The 19853-nt window shown below is 74.9% G+C and carries 18 protein-coding genes and 1 tRNA gene; 11 read left to right on the top strand and 8 right to left on the bottom strand.

The window, feature by feature from the left end; all coding sequences use genetic code 11:
- Nucleotides 1-34: 34 nt before the first annotated feature.
- Complete coding sequence (locus C4U03_RS19805; protein WP_103939443.1) at nt 35-553, bottom strand: MarR family winged helix-turn-helix transcriptional regulator; 519 nt, start codon at nt 551-553, stop codon at nt 35-37.
- Nucleotides 554-647: 94 nt separating this feature from the next.
- On the opposite strand from C4U03_RS19805, the gene C4U03_RS19800 reads away from it, so the two are divergent.
- Nucleotides 648-2108, top strand: coding sequence for an MFS transporter (locus tag C4U03_RS19800; protein WP_103939299.1), 1461 nt, complete (start codon nt 648-650; stop codon nt 2106-2108).
- A 107-nt stretch (nt 2109-2215) separates the two neighbouring features.
- The gene (locus C4U03_RS19795; protein ID WP_103939298.1) at nt 2216-3685 is read left to right on the top strand and encodes an AMP-binding protein; all 1470 of its coding nucleotides are present in this window, start codon (nt 2216-2218) and stop codon (nt 3683-3685) included.
- A gap of 18 nt (nt 3686-3703) precedes the next feature.
- Here C4U03_RS19795 and C4U03_RS19790 read toward each other — a convergent pair whose 3' ends face one another.
- Together C4U03_RS19790 and selD are read right to left on the bottom strand one after the other, a co-directional pair.
- Nucleotides 3704-3976 (bottom strand): GlsB/YeaQ/YmgE family stress response membrane protein, encoded by a 273-nt coding sequence (locus tag C4U03_RS19790; RefSeq protein ID WP_103939297.1) that lies wholly within the window; start codon nt 3974-3976, stop codon nt 3704-3706.
- A 106-nt stretch (nt 3977-4082) separates the two neighbouring features.
- A complete protein-coding gene (gene selD, locus C4U03_RS19785) occupies nt 4083-5093 on the bottom strand; it encodes a selenide, water dikinase SelD (RefSeq protein WP_200827354.1) in 1011 nt (336 codons plus the stop codon).
- Nucleotides 5094-5258: 165 nt separating this feature from the next.
- On the opposite strand from selD, the gene C4U03_RS19780 reads away from it, so the two are divergent.
- Both C4U03_RS19780 and C4U03_RS19775 read left to right on the top strand, forming a co-directional pair.
- The gene (locus C4U03_RS19780; protein WP_103939295.1) at nt 5259-7109 is read left to right on the top strand and encodes an AMP-dependent synthetase/ligase; all 1851 of its coding nucleotides are present in this window, start codon (nt 5259-5261) and stop codon (nt 7107-7109) included.
- Between the two features lie 33 nt (nt 7110-7142).
- Nucleotides 7143-7235 (top strand) — tRNA-Sec (locus C4U03_RS19775).
- Nucleotides 7236-7425: 190 nt separating this feature from the next.
- Here C4U03_RS19775 and C4U03_RS19770 read toward each other — a convergent pair.
- On the bottom strand, nt 7426-7917 hold the full coding sequence (locus C4U03_RS19770) for a metallophosphoesterase family protein (RefSeq protein WP_103939294.1): 492 nt from the start codon (nt 7915-7917) through the stop codon (nt 7426-7428).
- A 160-nt stretch (nt 7918-8077) separates the two neighbouring features.
- Here C4U03_RS19770 and C4U03_RS19765 point away from each other — a divergent pair, with 160 nt between their 5' ends.
- Together C4U03_RS19765 and C4U03_RS19760 are read left to right on the top strand one after the other, a co-directional pair.
- A complete protein-coding gene (locus C4U03_RS19765) occupies nt 8078-8770 on the top strand; it encodes a Crp/Fnr family transcriptional regulator (RefSeq protein ID WP_235017985.1) in 693 nt (230 codons plus the stop codon).
- A gap of 63 nt (nt 8771-8833) precedes the next feature.
- Nucleotides 8834-9064, top strand: coding sequence for an EF-hand domain-containing protein (locus C4U03_RS19760; protein ID WP_327373167.1), 231 nt, complete (start codon nt 8834-8836; stop codon nt 9062-9064).
- Between the two features lie 116 nt (nt 9065-9180).
- On the opposite strand, the gene C4U03_RS19755 is transcribed toward C4U03_RS19760, so the two are convergent.
- From C4U03_RS19755 to C4U03_RS19740, 4 genes are read right to left on the bottom strand one after another with little or no spacing between them, the layout of a single operon-like run.
- On the bottom strand, nt 9181-10170 hold the full coding sequence (locus C4U03_RS19755; protein WP_103939292.1) for a UDP-glucuronic acid decarboxylase family protein: 990 nt from the start codon (nt 10168-10170) through the stop codon (nt 9181-9183).
- Entirely contained in the window at nt 10167-11570 is a 1404-nt protein-coding gene (rfaE2, locus tag C4U03_RS19750; protein ID WP_103939291.1) for a D-glycero-beta-D-manno-heptose 1-phosphate adenylyltransferase, read from the bottom strand. The genes C4U03_RS19755 and rfaE2 overlap by 4 nt, the downstream gene beginning before the upstream one ends.
- Entirely contained in the window at nt 11567-12148 is a 582-nt protein-coding gene (locus tag C4U03_RS19745; RefSeq protein ID WP_103939290.1) for a D-sedoheptulose-7-phosphate isomerase, read from the bottom strand. Before C4U03_RS19745 ends, rfaE2 begins: the two co-directional genes overlap by 4 nt.
- Nucleotides 12145-13407 carry a glycosyltransferase gene (locus C4U03_RS19740; protein WP_103939289.1) on the bottom strand — a complete coding sequence of 421 codons (1263 nt, stop codon included), beginning with the start codon at nt 13405-13407 and terminating at the stop codon, nt 12145-12147. Before C4U03_RS19740 ends, C4U03_RS19745 begins: the two co-directional genes overlap by 4 nt.
- 298 nt (nt 13408-13705) lie before the next feature.
- Between C4U03_RS19740 and C4U03_RS19735 the strand changes: the two genes are divergently transcribed.
- From C4U03_RS19735 to C4U03_RS19715, 5 genes are read left to right on the top strand one after another with little or no spacing between them, the layout of a single operon-like run.
- The gene (locus tag C4U03_RS19735) at nt 13706-15331 is read left to right on the top strand and encodes a carbamoyltransferase family protein (RefSeq protein WP_103939288.1); all 1626 of its coding nucleotides are present in this window, start codon (nt 13706-13708) and stop codon (nt 15329-15331) included.
- Nucleotides 15328-16833, top strand: a complete 1506-nt coding sequence (locus C4U03_RS19730; RefSeq protein WP_103939287.1) for an HAD-IIIA family hydrolase — start codon at nt 15328-15330, stop codon at nt 16831-16833. The genes C4U03_RS19735 and C4U03_RS19730 overlap by 4 nt, the downstream gene beginning before the upstream one ends.
- Nucleotides 16830-17882, top strand: a complete 1053-nt coding sequence (locus C4U03_RS19725; protein WP_235017984.1) for a glycosyltransferase family 9 protein — start codon at nt 16830-16832, stop codon at nt 17880-17882. The genes C4U03_RS19730 and C4U03_RS19725 overlap by 4 nt, the downstream gene beginning before the upstream one ends.
- A complete protein-coding gene (locus C4U03_RS19720; protein WP_103939286.1) occupies nt 17879-18838 on the top strand; it encodes a glycosyltransferase in 960 nt (319 codons plus the stop codon). Before C4U03_RS19725 ends, C4U03_RS19720 begins: the two co-directional genes overlap by 4 nt.
- The gene (locus C4U03_RS19715) at nt 18835-19785 is read left to right on the top strand and encodes a glycosyltransferase family 9 protein (RefSeq protein WP_103939285.1); all 951 of its coding nucleotides are present in this window, start codon (nt 18835-18837) and stop codon (nt 19783-19785) included. The genes C4U03_RS19720 and C4U03_RS19715 overlap by 4 nt, the downstream gene beginning before the upstream one ends.
- Nucleotides 19786-19853 lie beyond the last annotated feature (68 nt).

Raw genomic sequence — 19853 nt, 5'->3', positions numbered from 1 at the left:
TTTTCGCACCTGAGGGGCGCCGTCCGGGGCCCGGTCAGCCCGTGAGACCGTCGTCACAGCAGGGGCGGCGGGGCTCGGCGCCCAGGGTGCCGTGCTCGGCGGCGTGCGCCAGGAAGTCGTCCACCATGCGGTGCAGGAGCGCCGCGAACAGCCGGCGCTCGGGCACCGGCCAGTCAGCCAGCGCCTCGGCCATCCAGCGCCGCGAGACGGCGCGGATGCGGTCCACCGCCGCGCGCCCGGCGTCGGTGAGCCGCACCCGGTGGGCGCGACCGTCGCGGGGGTCGGGCACGCGTTCCACCATCCCGGCCTTCTCCAGGCGCTGGAGCTGCCGGGTCACGTGCGGGGCCTCGACCGCCAGCCGGACGGCCAGTTCCCCCGGGCGCAGCGGCCCGGGGGCGTCGGCCAGCAGCCGCAGTACCGGGACGGCCGCACGGTCCACCGGCACGCCGGCCTCGGCGACGGTGCGGCCGTGCCGCCGGGCCCGGGTGAGCAGGTGGGACACCCGGTCGAGCGCGCGCTCGATCTCGGCAATGTCGGCCGGCGCCTCGTCCATCCCGGCAGTGTGCCCGATGCCCGGACGACGGACCCGCCTCATTACTTAACTTAAGTAAGTTGTATCCTGCTGCGGCGCTCGACCTGGAGGTGCCATGGCCACCACCGCCCCCGCGGTGTCCCAGCGATCCGGGCGGCCCGGCGGCGGCCGGGTGATGCCCCAGTTGCTGGCGCTGGCGGCGGCCGGGATGGTGGTGTCGGTCCAGCAGACGCTGGTGATCCCGCTGCTGCCCCGGATGATGACCGTCTTCGACGTCTCGGTGACCGCGGTCACCTGGGTGTTCACCGTCTCGCTGCTGGCCGGCGCGGTGACCACCCCGCTGCTGGCGCGGTTCGGCGACATGTACGGCAAGAAGCCGATGATCCTGGTGGCGATCGGGCTGCAGGTGATCGGCTCGGTGGTGTGCGCGCTGTCCGGCTCGCTGGGCGCGCTGATCGCCGGACGGGCCCTGCAGGGCGTGTCGGCGGCGATGATCCCGCTGGCCATCGCGCTGATCCGGGACACCTTCCCGCGCGAGCGGGTGACCACCGCGATCGGCGTCGTCAGCGCCACCATGGGCGTCGGCGGCGCGCTCGGCATGATCGTCACCGGGCTGCTGGCCGCCCGTACCGACAGCCACCACCCGGTCTTCTGGATCAACGCTGGGCTGGCGACGGCCGTCCTGCTGCTGGTCATGGCGTGCGCCCGCGACGTCGGCGGCCGGGCCGGCGGCCGGCCCGACGTGCCCGGGACGCTGCTGCTGGCCGGCTGGCTGGTGTGCCTGCTGCTGGCCATCAGCCAGGGCAACTCCTGGGGCTGGGGGTCGCCCGGGGTGCTGGGCCTGTTCACCGGGGCCGCGGTGCTGTGCGCGGTCTGGACGCTCGTCGAACGGCGGGTGCGCGTGCCGCTGGTGGACGTGAGGCTGCTGGTGGGCGGGCAGTCGCTGTCGGCCAACGCGGCAGCGCTGCTGCTGGGCTTCGCCATGTTCACCGGGTTCACCCTGACGGCGCAGTTCATGCAGGTCCCGGAGTCGACCGGGTACGGCATGGGCGGGTCCGTGCTGGACGTGGGACTGCTGTCGCTGCCCAGCACCGTGACCATGCTGGCGGCGTCCCTGTGGACCGGGCGGCTGGCCCTGCGGATCGGCGCCGCGTTCACCTTGGCCGCCGGCGCGCTGGTCACCGGGCTCAGCTTCGCGTGGCTGGCGGTCTTCAACGACGGCCCGGCCGACATGATCGTGTACGGCGGGATCCAGGGCGTGGGCCTGGGCGTGGCCTACGCGGCGCTCGGCACGCTGGCCGTACAGCACGTCCCGATGGACAAGAGCGGCATCGCCAGCGGGATCAACTCCCTGGTGCGGGTGGCGGGCGGCAGCATCGGCGGGGCCGCCTCCGCCTCGGTGGTGGCCGCCTACACCCGGCCGGGCGCGATCGCGCCGGAGCTGGGCGGCTATGTGCTGTGCTTCGTGATCGCCGCCGTCGGCGCGGGGCTGGCCGCGGTCGTGGCCGTCGTGCACGGCCTCCGGCACCGCCCGCCCGGCGGCGTCCACGTCGTCGAGGCGCTGGAGACGTCCTGAAGGCGCGCCGGTCCCGCCCTTGACGAACAGCCCCCTCTGGGAATGCGCTAGGGGTGGGCGTCCTCCAGGGACGCGCTACCTGGCCCCTTCCCACCCCGGAGGACCGCATGGGCGCCTACGCGGCCGCGTACCAGCGCAGCATCACCGACCCGGCCCGCTTCTGGGGGCTGGCCGCCCGGGACATCCGCTGGCTGGCACCACCCGACCGGGTGCTGGACGACGGGGCGCCGCCGTTCTACCGGTGGTTCACCGGCGGTGAGCTGAACACCTGCGACAACGCGCTGGACCGGCACGTGGTCGCCGGTCGCGGCGACCAGCCGGCGCTGGTCTGCCCCGGTGGGGATTCCGGCCCGCCACGCGCCTACACCTACATGGAGCTGACCGACCTGGTGGCCCGGTTCGCGGGGGTGCTGGCCGGGCTCGGCGCCGAGCCCGGCGACCGCGTACTGGTGCATCTGCCGATGACGCCCGAGGCGGTCATCGCGGTGCTGGCCTGTGCCCGGCTGGGCGTGGTGCACGTGGCGCCGTCCGGCGGCCCGGACGCCGACGCGCTGGCGGCGCAGATCGACGTGGTCCGGCCGAAGGTGATCGTCTCGGCCGCCGAGGATCCCGCCGGGTCCGCGAAGCCCGTGCTGGACGCCGCCCTGCGGCTGGCCTCGCACAAGGTCGGCCACCGCGTGATCCTACGAGGGCCCGGCGGCACGAGCGCCGTGCCACCCCGCGACGTCGACTGGGACGAGGCGATGGCGGCCGCGCGCCCGGCCGGGTGCGTGCCGGTCGCGGCGACCGACCCGCTCCACGTGCTGTTCACGCCCGGGACGGCCGGGCCCGCCAAGGGGGTGGTCCACGACAACGGCGGGTACGCGGTGGCGCTGCGCTGGTCGATGGAGCACCTCTACGGGGTCGGCCCCGGGGAGGTGTTCGGGGCCACCTGCGACCTCGGCTGGCCGGCCGGCCTGTCGTCGGCGATCTACGCTCCCCTGCTGACCGGCTGCACGCTCCTGCTGCACGAGGGGGGCGGCGCATTCCTGCGGGTGATCGCCGAGCACCGGGTGAAGGGAGCGCTGACCACACCGGCCACGATCAGGGCGCTCAGGGAACGGGACGGGGACCGGCCGCGGGGCCACGATCTGTCAGCGCTGGAGGCGGTGTTCCTGGCCGGGGAGCGGCCGGACGCGGGGGCCTGCGCGTGGGCCTCGCGCGCCCTGGGACGCCCGGTCACCGGGCAGTGGGAGCGGCCGGAGACCGGCCGCCCGATCGCCGCGGCCCCGCGCGGCCTGGAGCCGGTGCCGGTGCGGGCGGGCGTCGCCGGGCCTCCGACGCCCGGCTTCGACGTGCAGGCGCTGGGCCCGGACGGCAGGCCGGTGCCGCCCGGCACCGACGGGGAGCTGGGCCTGCGGCTGCCGCTGCCGCCGGGCGCACTGGCCACACTGTGGCGCGACGACGAACGGTTCGTCGAGGCGCATCTGGCCCGATACCCCGGCTACTACCTGACCGGGGACGTCGGCCATCTCGACGAGGACGGCCACGTACGGGTGACGGGACGCGCCGGGGCACGGGACACCGCCCCCGATTAGGCCCTGGTCAGGCCACGGTCAGGCGCCGCCCCGCCTGAGCCCCAGCGTGGCCGCGGTGAACACCCCGATCGCGGCGAGCATGATCTGCAGCAGCACCACGGGGAAGCTGAGCGCGCCGTTCTCCCAGCCGAAGAGCACCTGCCCCAGCCAGGCGCCGATGATCGCGGCGGCGACGCCGGCCACGACCACCAGCCACAGCGGCGCCGGCCGCCGGCCCGGCACCACGAGCCGCCCCAGCACCCCGACGATCGACCCGAAGACAACGGCGATGACGATGTCCCCGATGACCATGCCGGCCCCCTCCGTCGCCCCCCAGCGTGGCAGCCCGTGTGCTCCTACCCGTACTTCCCCGCCCCAACCGGCCTGCGCGGACGCCGGGACGAGGAGCCCGGCCGGATCAGCGGACGACCAGCGCGGGCCCGCCGGCGGGCCGGGCGACCAGCTCGCCGATCACCGGCGCGCCGGGCACCTCGCCGGCCACCAGCAGCCCGCCGGAGGTCTGGGCGTCGGCCAGCAGCAGCCGCTCGGGCTCGGCGATCCTGCCGAAGTCGGTGTGCGGGGTGACCCAGGCCAGGTTGCGCCGGGTGCCGCCGGAGACGAACCCGTCGCGCACCGCCTCGCGGGCGCCGTCCAGGTAGGGCACCGCCGCCGCGTCCACCACCGCGGTCACCCCGCCGGCCCGGGCCATCTTGTAGAGGTGGCCGAGCAGGCCGAAGCCGGTCACGTCGGTGGCGGCCTGCGCGCCGGCCTCCAGCGCCAGCTGCGCGGCGTCGGCGTTCAGGGTGGTCATGGCGGCGATGGCCTGGGGGAACAGCTCGCCGGTGGCCTTGTGGCGGGTGTTGAGCACGCCGATGCCCAGCGGCTTGGTCAGCGACAGCGGGGTGCCGGGCCGGGCGGCGTCCAGCCGCAGCAGTCGGGCCGGGTCGGCGATCCCGGTCACCGCCATCCCGTACTTGGGCTCGGGGTCGTCGATGCTGTGCCCGCCGGCCACGTGGCAGCCCGCCCGCGCCGCGACGTCATGCCCGCCGCGCAGCACCTCGCGGGCCAGTTCCATCGGCAGCGTGTCGCGCGGCCAGCCCAGCAGGTTGACGGCCATCAGGGGCCGGCCGCCGACCGCGTAGACGTCGGACAGGGCGTTGGCGGCGGCGATGCGCCCCCAGTCGTAGGGGTCGTCCACCACAGGGGTGAAGAAGTCGACGGTGGACACCACCGCCCGGTCGCCGTCCAGGCTCAGCACCGCCGCGTCGTCGCCGTCCTCCAGCCCGATGAGCAGGCCGTGCCCGGTGGCGGCGCCGCGCAGGGGCGCGACGGCCAGCCCGGCGACCATCGACTCCAGCTCGCCCGGCGGGATCTTGCAGGCGCAGCCGCCGCCATGGGCGTACCGGGTCAGCCGTACGGAGGTCACGATCCGAAACTATCGCACCGTGATCGGCCACCGATCAACCAGCGCAAAGGGCACGGTGCGCATCCCCGGGGACACGGATCGCAGACGACCGCGCCCCCTCTTGTCCGAACAGCGTTCGACATGATGCGATGCCCCCGTAAGTATCCACTGACAGCGAAGGGGCGCGAGATGCCGCGGGACGAGATCCTGGAGCAACGGGCGGAGTTCGAGCGGGCGATCGAGGGGCAGACCCTGTGCACCCGGCTGCGCGACACGGCCGAACGCCACCCCGACCTGCCCGCCTACTCCGACCGGGACGGCGCCGGGTGGCGCACGCTGACCTGGGGGCGGACCCGGCAGCTGGCCCTGGAGATCGCGGCCGGCTTCGCCGCGCTCGGCCTGGCCCCCGGCGAGGTCGTCGCGCTGATGATGCCCAACCGCTCCGAGCACGTGCTCGCCGACTTCGGCGCCGTGCACGCCGGCGGTGTCCCGACCACCGTGTACGCCACCCTGGCCGCCGACCAGGTCGCCTTCGTGGCGGGCAACTGCTCGGCCGCCTACGCGGTGCTGGACGGCCGGGACCAGCTTGACCGCTGGCTGCCGGTGCTGGACCGGCTGCCGGGCCTGCGCCGGGTGATCGTGCTGGACGCCGCCGTCTGCCCGTCCGGCGATCGCTTCATGACCTGGGACGACTTCCTGGAGCTGGGCCGTGAGCGGCTGGCCGCCGACCCCGCCGAGATCGACCGGCGCTGGCAGGCGGTCAAGCCGTCCGACACGCTCACCGTGCTGTACACCTCCGGCACCACCGGCGATCCCAAGGGCGTGCTCATCACCCACACCATGGCGCTGTACGAGGCCGCGGTCTCCGAGGCCACCTCCGCCCTGCCGCCGCACAACACGGCCATCTCCTACCTGCCGTTCGCGCACATCGCCGACCGGGTGCTGAGCATGTACCTGCCGGTCGTACGGGCCGCGCACGTCCACATGTGTCCCGACCCCGCGCAGCTCACCGCGGTGCTCAGGGAGGTGCGGCCGGACTCCTTCTTCGGCGTCCCGCGGGTCTGGGAGAAGATCATGGCGGGCGTCCAGGCGGTGCTCGCCGCCGAGACCGACGAGGCCAAGAAGGCCGCCGTCGCCGGCGCGCTGGACGTCGGCCGTCAGTACGTGGGGGGCCTGCAGTATGGCGGCACCGTCTCGGCGGAGCTGCGCGCCGCCTTCGAGCAGGCCGACGCCGCGGTGCTGGGCACCATCCGCGGGCTGCTCGGCCTGGACCGGGTAGTGCAGGCGCTCAGCGCCGCGGCGCCGCTGCCGATCGAGGTGGCCCGGTTCTTCGCCGGCCTGGGCATCAAGATCATGGACGTGTACGGGATGACCGAGACCACCGGCGCGGTCACCGCCAACACCGACGAGGGGTTCCGGCTCGGTACGGTCGGCCGGCCGTTCCCCGGCGTGGAGCTGCGGATCGCCGAGGACGGGGAGATCCTGGTGCGCGGCTCCACCTGCACCCCCGGCTACCTCGGCCGCCCGGAGGCCACCGCCGAGCTGCTGGACGAGGAGGGCTGGGTGCACACCGGCGACGTGGGCGAGCTGGACCCCGACGGGTTCCTCAAGGTCGTGGACCGCAAGAAGGAGCTCATCATCACCGCGGGCGGGGAGAACATCGCCCCCTCCCTGATCGAGAACCTCCTCAAGGAGCACCCGCTGGTCGGCCAGGCGCTGGCCTACGGCGACCGCCGCCCGTACGTGGTCGCGCTGATCACCCTGGACGGCGAGGTGGCCCCGGTGTGGGCCGCGGCCGCCGGGATCGACACCACCGACCTGGCCGCCCTGGCCGGGCACCCGCTGGTGCTGGCCGAGATCGAGCAGGCGGTGACCGATGCCAACGCCCGGCTGGCCCGCGTCCAGCAGGTCAAGAGGTGGCGGGTGCTGCCGGCCGAGTGGACCGCCGAGAGCGAGGAGCTCACCCCGACCCTCAAGCTCAAGCGGCGGGTCGTGCACGGCAAGTACACCGACGTGATCGAGGAGCTCTACCCCTCCTGAACGCCCGTCCCGCGATCGCATAGGGTCGGACGCGGAGGCGGGCGAGTGCCTGGTGGGCTCCCTGGTCTTCAAAACCATGGGACCCGAGCATCTCGGGTCGGCGGGTTCGATTCCCGTACGCCTCCGTCACGTCGTCCGTCCGCGCCGCCCTCGCCCCGTCGCAGGGGCGGGGGCGGCCGCTCCCCCGGCCGACGCCGTCCCGCCAGGCGGGACGCGGCCGGGATGTGACCGGGATGTGACCGGAGCGTCCCGGGCAAGGTCCGTTCCGGGTCGAGGTCCGTCCAGGTCACGTCAGGTCAGGTCAGGTCAGGTCAGGTCAGGTCACCGGGACGATCTCGGCGTGCAGCAGTCCGCCCTCCTCGATGTGCAGGACGCCCACCGTGCCGTGGGGTTGGCGGCGGCGGTCGGTGGGCGACCCGGGGTTGAAGATGCGCAGGTCCTCGCCGCGCTCGTCCATCGGGATGTGCGAGTGGCCGAAGACCACCAGGTCGGCGTCGGGGAACCGGCGGCGCATGCGGCCCAGGCGGCCCCTGGCCGGGCCGCTGTCGTGGATCATCGAGACCCGCAGCCCGGCCAGGTCCAGGTCCACCGTCTCGGGGGCGCCCCAGGCCGCCACGTCGGGGCTGTCGTTGTTGCCCAGCACCGCGCGCACCGGCGCGTACGCCGACAGCTCGTCCAGCACGGCGGCCGTGCAGACGTCCCCGGCGTGCAGGATCAGATCGGCCCCGCGCAGCAGCGCGGCCACCGCGGGCGGGCAGGAGCGCCAGCGCCGCGGCGCGTGCGTGTCGGCGAGCACGATCACTTTCATGACGCGGCTCTACCCGCGATACGGTCGCGGACGCGGATGACAAACCTTGTCACGGAGAGCGGAAAATGGGTCAATTGCTTTCACAATCCGTTGGCCTCCCGAGGGGAGGCACGACCGGTCGGAGGGCGGCGTGCGCGAGGGCCCCATGGAACGGGTACCGGTGACCTCTCCCTTCTGGGAGGCACTCGACGACGCGGGCCGGGCCACGCTGCGCCGCGCCGGCCGGCTCCGGACCTTCCGGCCCGGCGGTGAGCCGCTCACCTTCGAGGGCGACGTCTCCACGCACGTCACCATCATCATGGAGGGCTGGGCCAAGGTCATCTCCCCCACCGGCTCGGGACGGGAGGTCGTGCTGGCCGTGCGCGGCCCCGGTGACCTGGTCGGCGAGGTGTCGGCGATGTTCGACGGCCCGCGCACGGCCACCGTGCAGGCGCTGGTGCCGATCAAGGCGCTGAACGTGCCGGCCGCCCGGTTCCGGGCCTTCCTGGACGAGAACCCGCGCACCTGGTGGCCGCTGGTGGCCACCATCGTCGACCGCATGGGCGAGCTGGGCAACCGGCTGCGGGTGCACGCCGGCGCCGACGGCACCTGCCGGCTGGCGCACCTGCTGGTCCACTTGGCGGAGCTGTCGCTGCGCTACACCGAGCCCGGCCCCGGCGGGCGGGTGCCGATCCTGCCGCAGCTGTCGCAGGCCGACCTGGGCAGCTGGGTGGACGCCTCGCGGGAGACGGCCGCCCGGGGCTTCGGCGAGCTGCGCGACAAGGGGCTGGTCGCCACCGCCTACAAGAGGGTCACCGTGCTCGATCTGCCGGGCCTGCGCGCCTTCGCCGACGGGTGCGCCGCCGACTCCTGAGGCGTGCGCACGGTCACGGCTCCGCCGCTTCGCGGGGCGGGTCCGGCTGCTAGGGTGCGCGCCGTGACGGACACCAACGAAGACACCAGCGAGTACGCGGCCACGTTCGGAATGGTCGATCTGGACGGTGACGGGTTCATCTCGCTAGAGGAGCTGAAGACCCTGATGCGGGCGCTCGGCCAGGAGATCAGCCACGCGCGCGCCGTCGAGGTGATGGTGGCCGCCGACGGCAGCCGCGACGGCAAGCTGTCCCTGGCCGAATTCGCCGCCTTCATGGCGGCCAACGCCCGCTGACGTTCACGGCGGCCGACGCCCGCCGAGGTCCCGGCCGGGCGAGCCGGACGACCGCGGCGAAGCGAGGGTCAGCCGACCCGGGCTTCGGGGGTCCGGGGTCGTCCCCGACCGGCCCGTCAGCCGCCGGCCGCGGCCCGCCGGCCGCCGGTCAGGCCCAGCTCGGCGGCGAACCAGTCGATGGTGCGGCGCAGCCCCTCGGTGTTGGGCACCCGCGGCCGCCAGCCGAGCCGCTCGGCGGCCAGTGTGGTGTCGGGGCAGCGCACCGACGGGTCGTCGATCGGCCGTTCCACGAACTCGATCGGGGAGTGCGAACCGGTCAGGTCGCGGATCGTCTCGGCCAGTTCCAGCACACTGGTCTCCTCGGCGTTGCCGATGTTGACCGGCCCGGCCAGGTCACTGCGGGCCAGCGCGAGGACGCCCGCGACGGTGTCGTCCACGTAGCAGATCGACCGGGTCTGCGAGCCGTCCCCGGCGACGGTCAGCGGCTCCCCCGCCAGTGCCTGCCGGATGAAGGTGGGGATGGCGCGGCCGTCGTGCGGGCGCATCCGCGGACCGTAGGTGTTGAAGATCCGCACGATGCCGGTGTCGACGTCCCGGCTGTTGCGGTAGGCCGTGGTCAGCGCCTCGGCGTACCGTTTGGCCTCGTCGTAGACGCTGCGCGGCCCGACGGGGTTGACGTTGCCCCAGTAGTCCTCGCGCTGCGGATGCCGCAACGGGTCGCCGTAGACCTCGCTGGTGGAGGCCAGGACGAAGCGCGCCCCCTTCTCCCGGGCCAGGCCGAGGGCGTGCAGCGTTCCCAGCCCGCCGACCTTCAGCGTCTCGACCGGCAGCTTGAGGTAGTCGATGGGCGAGGCCGCCGACGCGAAGTGCAGCACCAGGTCGACGTCGCCGGGCACGTGCACAAACCCGGTCAGGTCGCACTCCACCACCCGGAACCCGGTCCGCCCCATCAGGTGCGCCACGTTGCGCGGCGTGCCGGTCAGGAAGTTGTCCATGCAGATGACGCTGACGCCCTCGTGCAGCAGCCGCTCACACAGGTGGGAGCCGAGGAAACCGGCTCCCCCGGTCACCACGGCCCGGCGGATGCGGCGTTCACCGGAGATCATGCAGCCTCCCCTCCGTCGTTGACGCGGCTGCGGACCCGTTCGACGAGCCGGCTGGTGGAACGGCCCTCCAGGTAGGGCAGCAGCACGACCTGCCCGCCGTACCGGCGGACGATGTGCGCCTCCGGCAGTTCGGCGGAGGCGTAGTCGGCGCCCTTGGCCCACAGGTCCGGGCGCAGCCGTTCCAGCAGCCGCGCCGGGGTCCGCTCGGCGAAGACGATCACGGCGTCCACGCAGTCGAGCGCACCGAGCACCCGGGCCCGGTCCTGCTCGGTCATCACCGGGCGATCCGGCCCCTTCAGCCCGCGCACCGAGGCGTCAGAGTTCAGGCAGACCACCAGCAGGTCCCCCAGCGCCCGCGCCTGGCGCAGCAGGCTGACGTGCCCGGGATGCAGCAGGTCGAAGCATCCTCCGGTGGCCACCACGGTACCGCCGCGCTCGCGGACGTGCCGCACCGCCTCCCACGGGTCCCCGGCCGGGCCGGGTTCGGGATCGCGGGGCCCGCGGACCGTCCCGGAGGCCACGAAGCCGGCGGCCCGGTGCACTGCCTCGGTGACGGCCTCGCTGAGCAGCGCGCCGTCGGCCAGGGCCAGCGCCGCGGCGGCGGAGAAGCAGTCCCCGGCCCCGCAGGTGTCGGCGCCCGCGCCGGTGGCCGGCGCGGTGACCACGTATGGGGCGTCGCCGCCGACCGACAGCAGCGCACCGCGTTCGCCGAGCGTCACGCTCACGCCCGCGGCGTTCCACTGCGACACCAGCGCCGCCGCGTCGGCGGCGGCCTGCCCGAGCGGGTCGCCGCCCGCCGGCGGCGTACCCACCAACCCTCGGGCCTCGGCCCGGTTGGGGGTGGCCAGTCGTACCGACGGCACCGGCTGCGCGCCGCGCGGATGCGGGTCCCACACCACGGGGACGTCCTTGGGCACGCCGGTCAGGATTCGGCGCAGCCCGTCATGCGCGGTGACGCCCCGCCCGTAGTCGGCGACCAGGACGGCGCCGGCGCCGTGCAGGGTCTCGCGGACGCGGTCGTCGACGGGGGCGCCGGCCATCCGGCCGTCGCCCTGATCCACGCGGACCAGCGACTGGCCGGCGGCACGCACCCGGGTCTTGCGCACGGTCCAGCCGTCCAGCGGCAGCCTCAGCAGCTCGACCTCGGCCTCCAGCAGCCCGGCCAGGGCGGCGCCGGACGGGTCGGCGCCGATCGGGGCGATCAGTACCACGTCGCGACCGGCGCCCCCGGCCATCCCCGCGGCCAGCGTGGCGGCCAGCCCGGCGCCCCCGGCACGGCGGCGCTCGCGCACGTCGCCGACCACCGGGACCGGGGCGTCCGGGCAGACGCGCTCAACGGTGCCCTCCAGGTCGACGTCGAGCAGCGCGTCGCCCAGTACGACCAGCGGACCACCCCTCACGTGGTCACCGCCCGCCGGTCGTCCTCCCGGATGACCCGGTCCACCACGGCGCACAGCATGTGGACCACGGCCAGGTGGATCTCCTGCACGGTGGCGGTCACCGGGGCGTCCACCGCCAGCGCCGCGTCGCACATCCCGGCCAGCGGGTTGGGGGCCGGTCCGGTCAGCGCCCAGGTCCGCATCCCCTGCTCGGTGGCGGCCCGCGCCGCGGCGATCACGTTGCGGCTGGTGCCGCTGGTCGACAGGCAGATCAGGATGTCGCCGGAACGGCCGTGCGCGCGGACCTGGCGGGCGAAGACCTCGTCGGCGCCGTAGTCGTTGCCGATCGCGGTCAGCGCGGAGGTGTCGCCGTGCAGCGGGATCGCCGACAGCGCCCGCCGCTCGCCGTCGAACCGCCCCACCAGTTCGGCGGTCAGATGCTGGGCCTGCGCGGCGCTGCCGCCGTTGCCGCAGGCCAGCAGGCGCCCGCCGGAGCCGAGCACGTCCGCCAGCAGCCGGCCCCACTCCTCCACCAGCGCGGTGCGCCGCCGCAGCCGCCGCAGTGCGGTCTCCAGCCTGGTCAGATGCGCCTCGGTCATGACCTCGCTCCCTTCGTGCTGCCGACCAGCCCGCCGGCCGGCCCACCGGCCCGTCCGGCCACCGCGGCCCCGGCGCGCAGGCCGGCCAGCCGCTCGTACACCGACTCGGTGGTGGCGGCGATCCGGTCCCAGGAGTACAGGGCGTGGGCACGGCGGGCGCCCGTCCTGCCGAGCCGGGACCGCCATCGCTCGTCGCCCAGCACCTCCCGCAGCCGGCCGGCCAGCGCCGCCGGGTCGCGCGGGGGCGCGTGCAGCCCGGTGACCCCGTCGATGACGGTGTCCAGGTGGCCGCCGACCGCCGAGGCGACCACCGGGGTGCCGCACGCCATGGCCTCCACCGGGACCATGCCGAACGGCTCATACCAGGGGACGCTCGCCACCACGTCGGCCGAGCGCATCAGCGCCGGGGCCTCCTCGTGCGGCACCCGTCCCGTGAAGACCACCCGGTCGGCGACCCCGTACTCGGCGGCCAGCGCGCGCAGTCGTCGGGCCTCGGCGTCGCCGTCCAGCTCGGGCAGCGCGGGGCCGCCGGCAACGACCAGCTCGGCACCGGGAACGGCGGCGAGCGCCGCGATGACGGTGTCGATCCCCTTGCGCGGCACCATCCGCCCGATGCTCAGCACCCGGGGCCGGTCGCCGCGCGGCGCCACCGGCCCCCTCGGGCGGAACAGCTCCAGGTCGACGCCGCAGGGGATGACGACCGCAGAGTCCGGGTGGACTCTATACGCGCATAGTTCTTGGACCTCAGAAGAACAGGTGGCGATCACCACGTCGGCCTCCCGGGCCACCCGCGGCTCCAGCCACCGCCGCTCGGGCGGGCTGGTGTCGGCCTCGCGCTGGTACCGACGCTTGACGGAGCCGAGCGCGTGGAACGTCTGTGCCACCGGCACGTCCAGGTCCCTGGCGGCGGCGAGCGCGGCGTACCCGCTCATCCAGAAGTGGGCGTGCACCACGTCGGGGCGCTCCGACAGCCAGCGGCGGCCCAGCCACTCGGCGAACCGCGGCATGTGGGGCAGCAGCTCGTCCTTAGGGATCGGGCGGGGCGGGCCGGCGGGCACGTGCTCGACCACGACGCCGGGTGCCAGCCGGACCCGGTCCGGCAGGTCGGGGGCGTCCCGGCGGGTGTGCACGGTGACCTGATGGCCGCGCGCACCCAGCGCCGTGGCCAGCGCCGCGACATGGACGTTCTGCCCGCCCGCGTCCGCACCCCCCAGCACCGCCAGCGGGCTGGCGTGTTCGGAAACCATGTGGATGATCAAAGGTTCTCCTCCGCGAGGACTGCGTCGAGGTATGCCGGCCGTTCTCCCGTGTCCGCCCGTACGGGCACGGCCTTGCCATTACCGCCCATCTGCCTGCGGCGATGCGTCCTGCCTCGCAGGCGCACCCTTTGACCCCTCTCCTGAAATTTCGTCCCGAAACGCCACTATCTGCCCGAGTCGTTTTCCGTAGTACCGCGCAGCCCCGCCGTCACGGGCCTCCCGGAGGGCAGGGTTTGAGTGCCTTTTCTCAGGAGAGGAGGCCGCTCGACGGGCTCGTATCCAGGGGCTGGGAGGAACGATGCGGGTACTCGGCATCAATGCCGTGTTCCACGACCCGGCGGCCGCGCTGGTCATCGACGGCGAGGTCGTGGCAGCCGCCGAGGAGGAGCGGTTCAGCCGCCGCAAGCACGGCAAGAGACCCGTGCCGTTCTCGGCGTGGGAACAGCCGGCGGGGGCGGCGGCGTGGTGCCTGGAGCAGGCCGGGCTGCGGCCCGGGGACCTCGACCTGGTCGGTTTCTCCTACGATCCGTCCCTGGTGCCGCCGGTGGACGAACTGGGCGTACACGACCCGTGGGACCACCTGCGCACCGAGTTCGTCCGGCACGCGCCCGGATTTCTGGCCGACGCGCTGCCCGGCCTGGATCCGTCCCGGGTGACATTCCTGCCGCACCATGTGGCGCACGCCGCGTCGGCAGGGCTGGCGGTGGGCGACCGTTCCTGCAGCGTGCTGGTGTGCGACGGGCGAGGTGAGGCGCATTCGCATTTGTCGGGCCGCTACCGCGACGGGATTTTGGAGCCGCTGGCGAGCCAGCGGCTCCCTCACTCACTCGGATTGATGTACGAGGATTTGACCTCCCACCTAGGCTTTTTGCGTTCTTCGGATGAATACAAGGTGATGGCGCTGGCGTCCTACGGGAAACCGCGTCACCTCGATCTACTCCGGGAAAAGGTGCACGCCACCGACGACGGCGGCTTCGTCACCGGGCAGATCGACTGGGACGAGCTCGCGCCGCGGCGCGCCGCCGGCCAGGAATGGACCGAGGTCCATGCGGACCTGGCCGCCAGCGTGCAGCGGCGGCTGGAGGAGGTGCTGCTCGACCTGGCCCGCTGGCTGCACGAGCGCACCGGGGACCGCACACTGGCGATGGCCGGCGGCACCGCGCTGAACTGCGTGGCCAACACCGTGCTCGCGCAGCAGGGCCCGTTCGAGAGGGTGTGGGTGCAGCCGGCGGCCGGCGACGCGGGCACCGCACTGGGTGCGGCGCTGCACCTGGCCGCGGCGGGCGGCGAGCCCTCCTGGACGATGGCCGGCGCCGACCTGGGCCGGGGCTTCGACGAACGGGAGATCGAGGCGGCGCTGCGCCGCGCCCGGGTGCCCTACGAGCGCCCGGTGGACGTGGCCGAGGCGGCGGCCGAGGTGCTGGCCGGCGACGGCATCGTGGCCTGGGTCCAGGGCCGTGCGGAGTTCGGGCCGCGTGCCCTCGGGCATCGGTCGCTGCTGGCCCATCCGGGGCGGCGGGCCACCCTGGAGCGGCTCAACGACGTCAAGGGCCGTGAGCAGTTCCGGCCGGTAGCCCCGATGGTGCGGCTGGACCGGGCCGCCGAGATCTTCCAACGCGGCCCGATCCCGAGCCCGTACATGCTGTTCGTCCACGACGTGACGCCGCACTGGCAGGACCGCATCCCCGCCGTGGTGCACGTGGACGGCACCGCCCGGGTGCAGACCGTCGACGCGGGCGCCGAGCCGCTGGTGGCCCGGCTGCTGGACGCCTTCGAGCGGCGCACCGGCCTGCCGGTGCTGGTCAACACCAGCCTGAACACCGCCGGGCGGCCGATGGTCGACGACATCCGCGACGCGCTGGAGTGCTTCGGCTCGACCCCGGTGGACCTGCTGGCGATCGGCCCCTTCACGGTGCGCCGATGAGCGGGTACTCGGTTGTCGTCCCCACGCTGGGCCGGCCCTGCCTGACGGACTGCCTGGAAGCGCTGGCCACGTCCCGGGGGCCGCTGCCGGAACGGGTGGTGCTGGTCGACGACCGCCCCCTGGGCGGCGCCCCGCCGCAGGTGCCCGACGAGCTGGCGAAGCTGACCGAGGTGGTGGTGTCCGGCGGGCTCGGGCCCGCCGCCGCGCGCAACCTCGGCTGGCGGTGCACCACCACCCCGTGGGTGGTCTTCCTGGACGACGACGTACGGGTGTCGCCCGGCTGGCGGGAGGCCCTGGCCGAGGACCTGGCCGGGCAGCCGCCGCGGGTGGCGGGCGTGCAGGGCCGGATCGAGGTGCCGCTGCCCGAGGACCGCGACCCCACCGACTGGGAGCGCGGCACCGCCGGGCTGGCGCACGCCAGGTGGATCACCGCGGACATGGCGTACCGACGCGCGGCGCTGGTGGAGTCCGGCGGGTTCGACGAGCGGTTCCCCCGGGCGTTCCGGGAGGACGCCGACCTGGCGCTGCGGCTGGAGCGGGACGGCTGGACGCTGACGCGCGGGACACGCCGCACCGTCCACCCCGTGCGGCCCGCGTCCTGGTGGGTGAGCGTGCGCCGGCAGGCCGGCAACACCGACGACGCGCTGATGCGGGCGCTGCACGGCCCCGGCTGGCACGAGCGGGCCGGGGAGACGCCCGGCCGCCGCAACCGGCATCTGGCGATCACCGCCGCGGGCGTGGCCGCCGCCGCGCTGGCCGCCGCCGGGCGGCGCGGAGCCGCCGCGCTGGCCGCCGCGGGGGCCCTGGCAGGGGTGACCGAGTTCGCCGCCGCGCGGATCGCGCCCGGTCCCCGCACCGTCGGCGAGATCGCCACGATGGCGGCCACCAGCCTGGTCATCCCGCCGGCCGCCGTCTGGCACTGGCTGCGCGGGCTGCGGGCGGCGCACGGCGCCCGACCCTGGCCCGGCCCGGCGCGCGCGGTGCTGTTCGACCGGGACGGCACCCTGGTCCGCGACGTCCCCTACAACGGGGATCCGGCGAAGGTGGAGCCGATGCCGGGGGCACGGGAGGCGGTGGAGCTGGCGCGGCGGCTCGGGCTGCGCGTCGGGGTGGTCAGCAACCAGTCCGGCATCGCCCGGGGGCTGCTGACCCGCCAGGACGTGGACGCGGTCAACCGGCGGGTGGAGGAACTGCTGGGGCCCTTCGACACCTGGCAGGTGTGCCCGCACGGCGACGGCGACGGATGCCGGTGCCGCAAGCCCGCGCCGGGCATGGTCGAGCGGGCCGCCCACGAGCTATGGGTCCAGCCGCACGAGTGCGTGGTCGTCGGCGACATAGGCGCCGACGTGGGTGCCGCCCGCGCGGCCGGCGCCAGGTCGGTACTGGTCCCGACCCCGCAGACCCGGCAGGAGGAGAGCGTCGGCGCCCGCGTCGCCGGCGACCTGGTGGCGGCCGTCCGGTTCGCCGCCGGCGACGTCCCCGGAGCGCCACTGTGGCCTTGACGGAAAGGGAAAGGCCATCGGGCCGGGCGCTCGTGGTGCGCCTGGACAGCGCCGGGGACGTGCTGCTGGCGGGGCCGGCGGTCAGGGCGGTGGCCGCCCGACGGGCGCACGTGACGCTGCTCACCAGCCCGCTCGGCGAGGCCGCCGCCCGGCTGCTGCCCGGGGTGGACGAGGTGATGGTGTGGTCGGCGCCCTGGGTGCTCGCCGACCCGCCGCCCGTCCGCCCCGAGGCGGTGGCCGGCCTGGTGGACGCGCTGGCGGCGGGCCGGTTCGACGACGCGCTGGTGCTGACCTCCTTCCACCAGTCGCCGCTGCCGGCGGCCCTGCTGCTGCGGCTGGCGGGCGTCGCCCGCATCGCCGCGATCAGCGTGGACTACCCGGGCAGCCTGCTGGACGTGCGGCACCGGGTGGACGAGGACATCCCCGAGCCCGAGCGGGGTCTGTCGCTGGCGGCGGCCGCCGGTTTCCCGCTGCCGCCGGACGACGACGGGCGGCTGGCGGTCCGGCGCCCGCTGCCGCCGACCGCGCACCTCACCGGGGACGGGCCGTACGTCGTGGTGCATCCGGGCGCGGCGGCCCCGGCCCGGCAGTGGCCGCCCGAGCGGTGCGCACAGGCGGTGACGGAGCTGACCGCCCGCGGGTGGCGGGCGGTGGTCACCGGCGGGCCGTCCGAACGGGAGCTGACCGCCCTCGTCGCCGGGCGGGACGGGGTGGACCTGGGCGGGCGCACGGACATGCCGGGCCTGGCCGGGGTGCTGGCGGGCGCCGCGGCGGTGGTGGTCGGCAACACCGGGCCCGCGCACCTGGCGGCGGCGGTGGGCACGCCGGTGGTCTCGCTGTTCTCCCCGGTGGTCCCGCCGGCGCGGTGGGCGCCGTACGGGGTGCCGGCCGTGCTGCTGGGCGACCAGCTCGCCCCCTGCCGGGACACCCGTGCCCGGGTCTGCCCGGTCCCGGGCCATCCCTGTCTGGCCGAGGTCACCGCCGCCGAGGTGGCCGACGCGGTGGAGAAACTGGCGACCTACACGCACGACGGGAGTGACCCGCGTTGAGGATCTTGATATGGCATGTGCACGGCTCGTGGACGACGGCGTTCGTGCAGGGGCCGCACACCTACCTCGTCCCGGTGACGCCCGACCGCGGCCCGGACGGCCTCGGCCGCGCCCGCACGTGGGACTGGCCGCCGTCCACCGTGGAGGTGCCGCTGGACCGCCTGCACGAGGAAGAGGTGGACGTGGTCATCCTCCAGCGCCCGCACGAGGAGGAGCTAGTCCGCCGTCATCTGGGGCGGCGGCCGGGCCGGGACGTGCCCGCGGTCTACCTCGAACACGACGCGCCGTGGGGGGACGTGCCGCTGACCCGCCATCCCATGGCCGACCGGCCCGATCTGCTGCTGGTCCACGTCACCCACTTCAACCGGCTGTTCTGGGACTGCGGCACCACCCCGACCCGGGTGGTCGAGCACGGCATCGTCGATCCCGGCCCCCGCTGGACCGGGGAGATCGCGCACGCGGCGGTCGTGGTGAACGAGCCGCTGCGGCGCGGCCGCTACGTGGGCACCGACCTGCTGCCGTTCCTGACCGTGGGCACCCCGCTGGACGTGTTCGGCATGCAGGTCGGCGAGCTGCCGGGGCGGCTGGACATCCCGGCGGCGCGGGCCTTCGAGGACCTGCCGCAGCACCGCATGCACGACGAGTTGGCCCGCCGCCGCGCCTACCTGCACCCGGTCCGCTGGACGTCGCTGGGCCTGTCGCTGCTGGAGGCGATGCACCTGAGCATGCCGGTGGTGGCGCTGGCGACCACCGAGGTCGTCGAGGCGGTGCCGGCCGGCGCCGGGATCATCTCCACCGACCCGGACGTGCTCGCCACGGCGCTGCGGCGGCTGATGAACGACCCGGCCGAGGCGGCCGAGCTGGGCAAGGCGGGCCGCGAGGCGGCGCTGGAACGTTACGGGCTGGGCCGCTTCCTGGACGACTGGGAGCGGGTGCTCACCGAGGCGACCTGGTGAGCCGCCCGGCCATCCTCATGCTGCGGGCGCTCGGCCTCGGCGACTTCTTGACCGGGGTGCCCGCCTACCGCGCCCTGCGCGCGGCCTACCCGGAGCACGAGACGGTGCTGGCCGCTCCCTCGGCACTGGCGCCGCTGGCGGACCTGTGCGGGGCGATCGACCGGCTGCTGCCCACCGGGGAGCTGGAGCCGATCGGCTGGCACGGGCCGCCGCCCGACGTGGGGGTGGACCTGCACGGCAACGGCCCGGCGAGCCACCAGCCAGTGGCCGCGACGGGCGCCCGGACGCTGATGATGTACGCCTCCCCCACCGCACCCGACGCCAAGGGCCCGTGGTGGGACGACGACGAGCACGAGGTGCGCCGCTGGTGCAGGCTGCTGGAATGGTGGGACGTCCGCACGGACCCCACCGCCCTGCTGCTGGACCCACCAGCCGTGCCCGCCCCGGTCGAGGGGGCCGCCGTCGTCCATCCGGGTGCGGCCAGCGGAAGCCGCCGCTGGCCCGCCGAACGCTACGCCGCCGTGGCCGAGGCGCTGGCCGCCGAAGGCGAACGGGTGGTCATCACCGGCACCGAGGGGGAACGCAGGCTCGCCCAGGAGGTGGCCGAACGGGCGGGCCTGCCGCCGGAGTCGGTGCTGGCCGGACGGGCAGGCCTCGCCGAACTGGCCGCGCTCGTCTCCCGGGCGCGCCTCGTGGTCAGCAACGACACCGGTATGGCGCACCTGGGCTTCGCCTACAGCAGGCCGTCGGTCACGTTGTACGGACCCGTCTCACCGGCTCTTTGGGGGCCGCCCCTGGGCGAGTCCCGGCACGCGGTCCTGTGGCACGGCAGCGGGGGCAGGCCCGGTGACGCCTGGGGCGCCATCCCCGACCCCCGCCTGCTGCGGATTACCGTGCGAGAGGTCCTGGACGCCGCCCGCGCCGTCCGCCACCAGCCCTCCCTTTGACGGTGCGGTGTCCGGCGGCGTCGGCCGTGTCCGCCCTCCCGCGAGATCCCGACCCGCCGTCACGGGAC

Origin of the sequence: Thermomonospora echinospora (genome assembly GCF_900108175.1) — a bacterium.
Classification (GTDB): Bacteria; Actinomycetota; Actinomycetes; order Streptosporangiales; family Streptosporangiaceae; genus Thermomonospora; species Thermomonospora echinospora.
The sequence above is the reverse complement of the archived record's forward strand: the minus strand, read 5'-3'. Positions and strand labels throughout refer to the sequence as shown.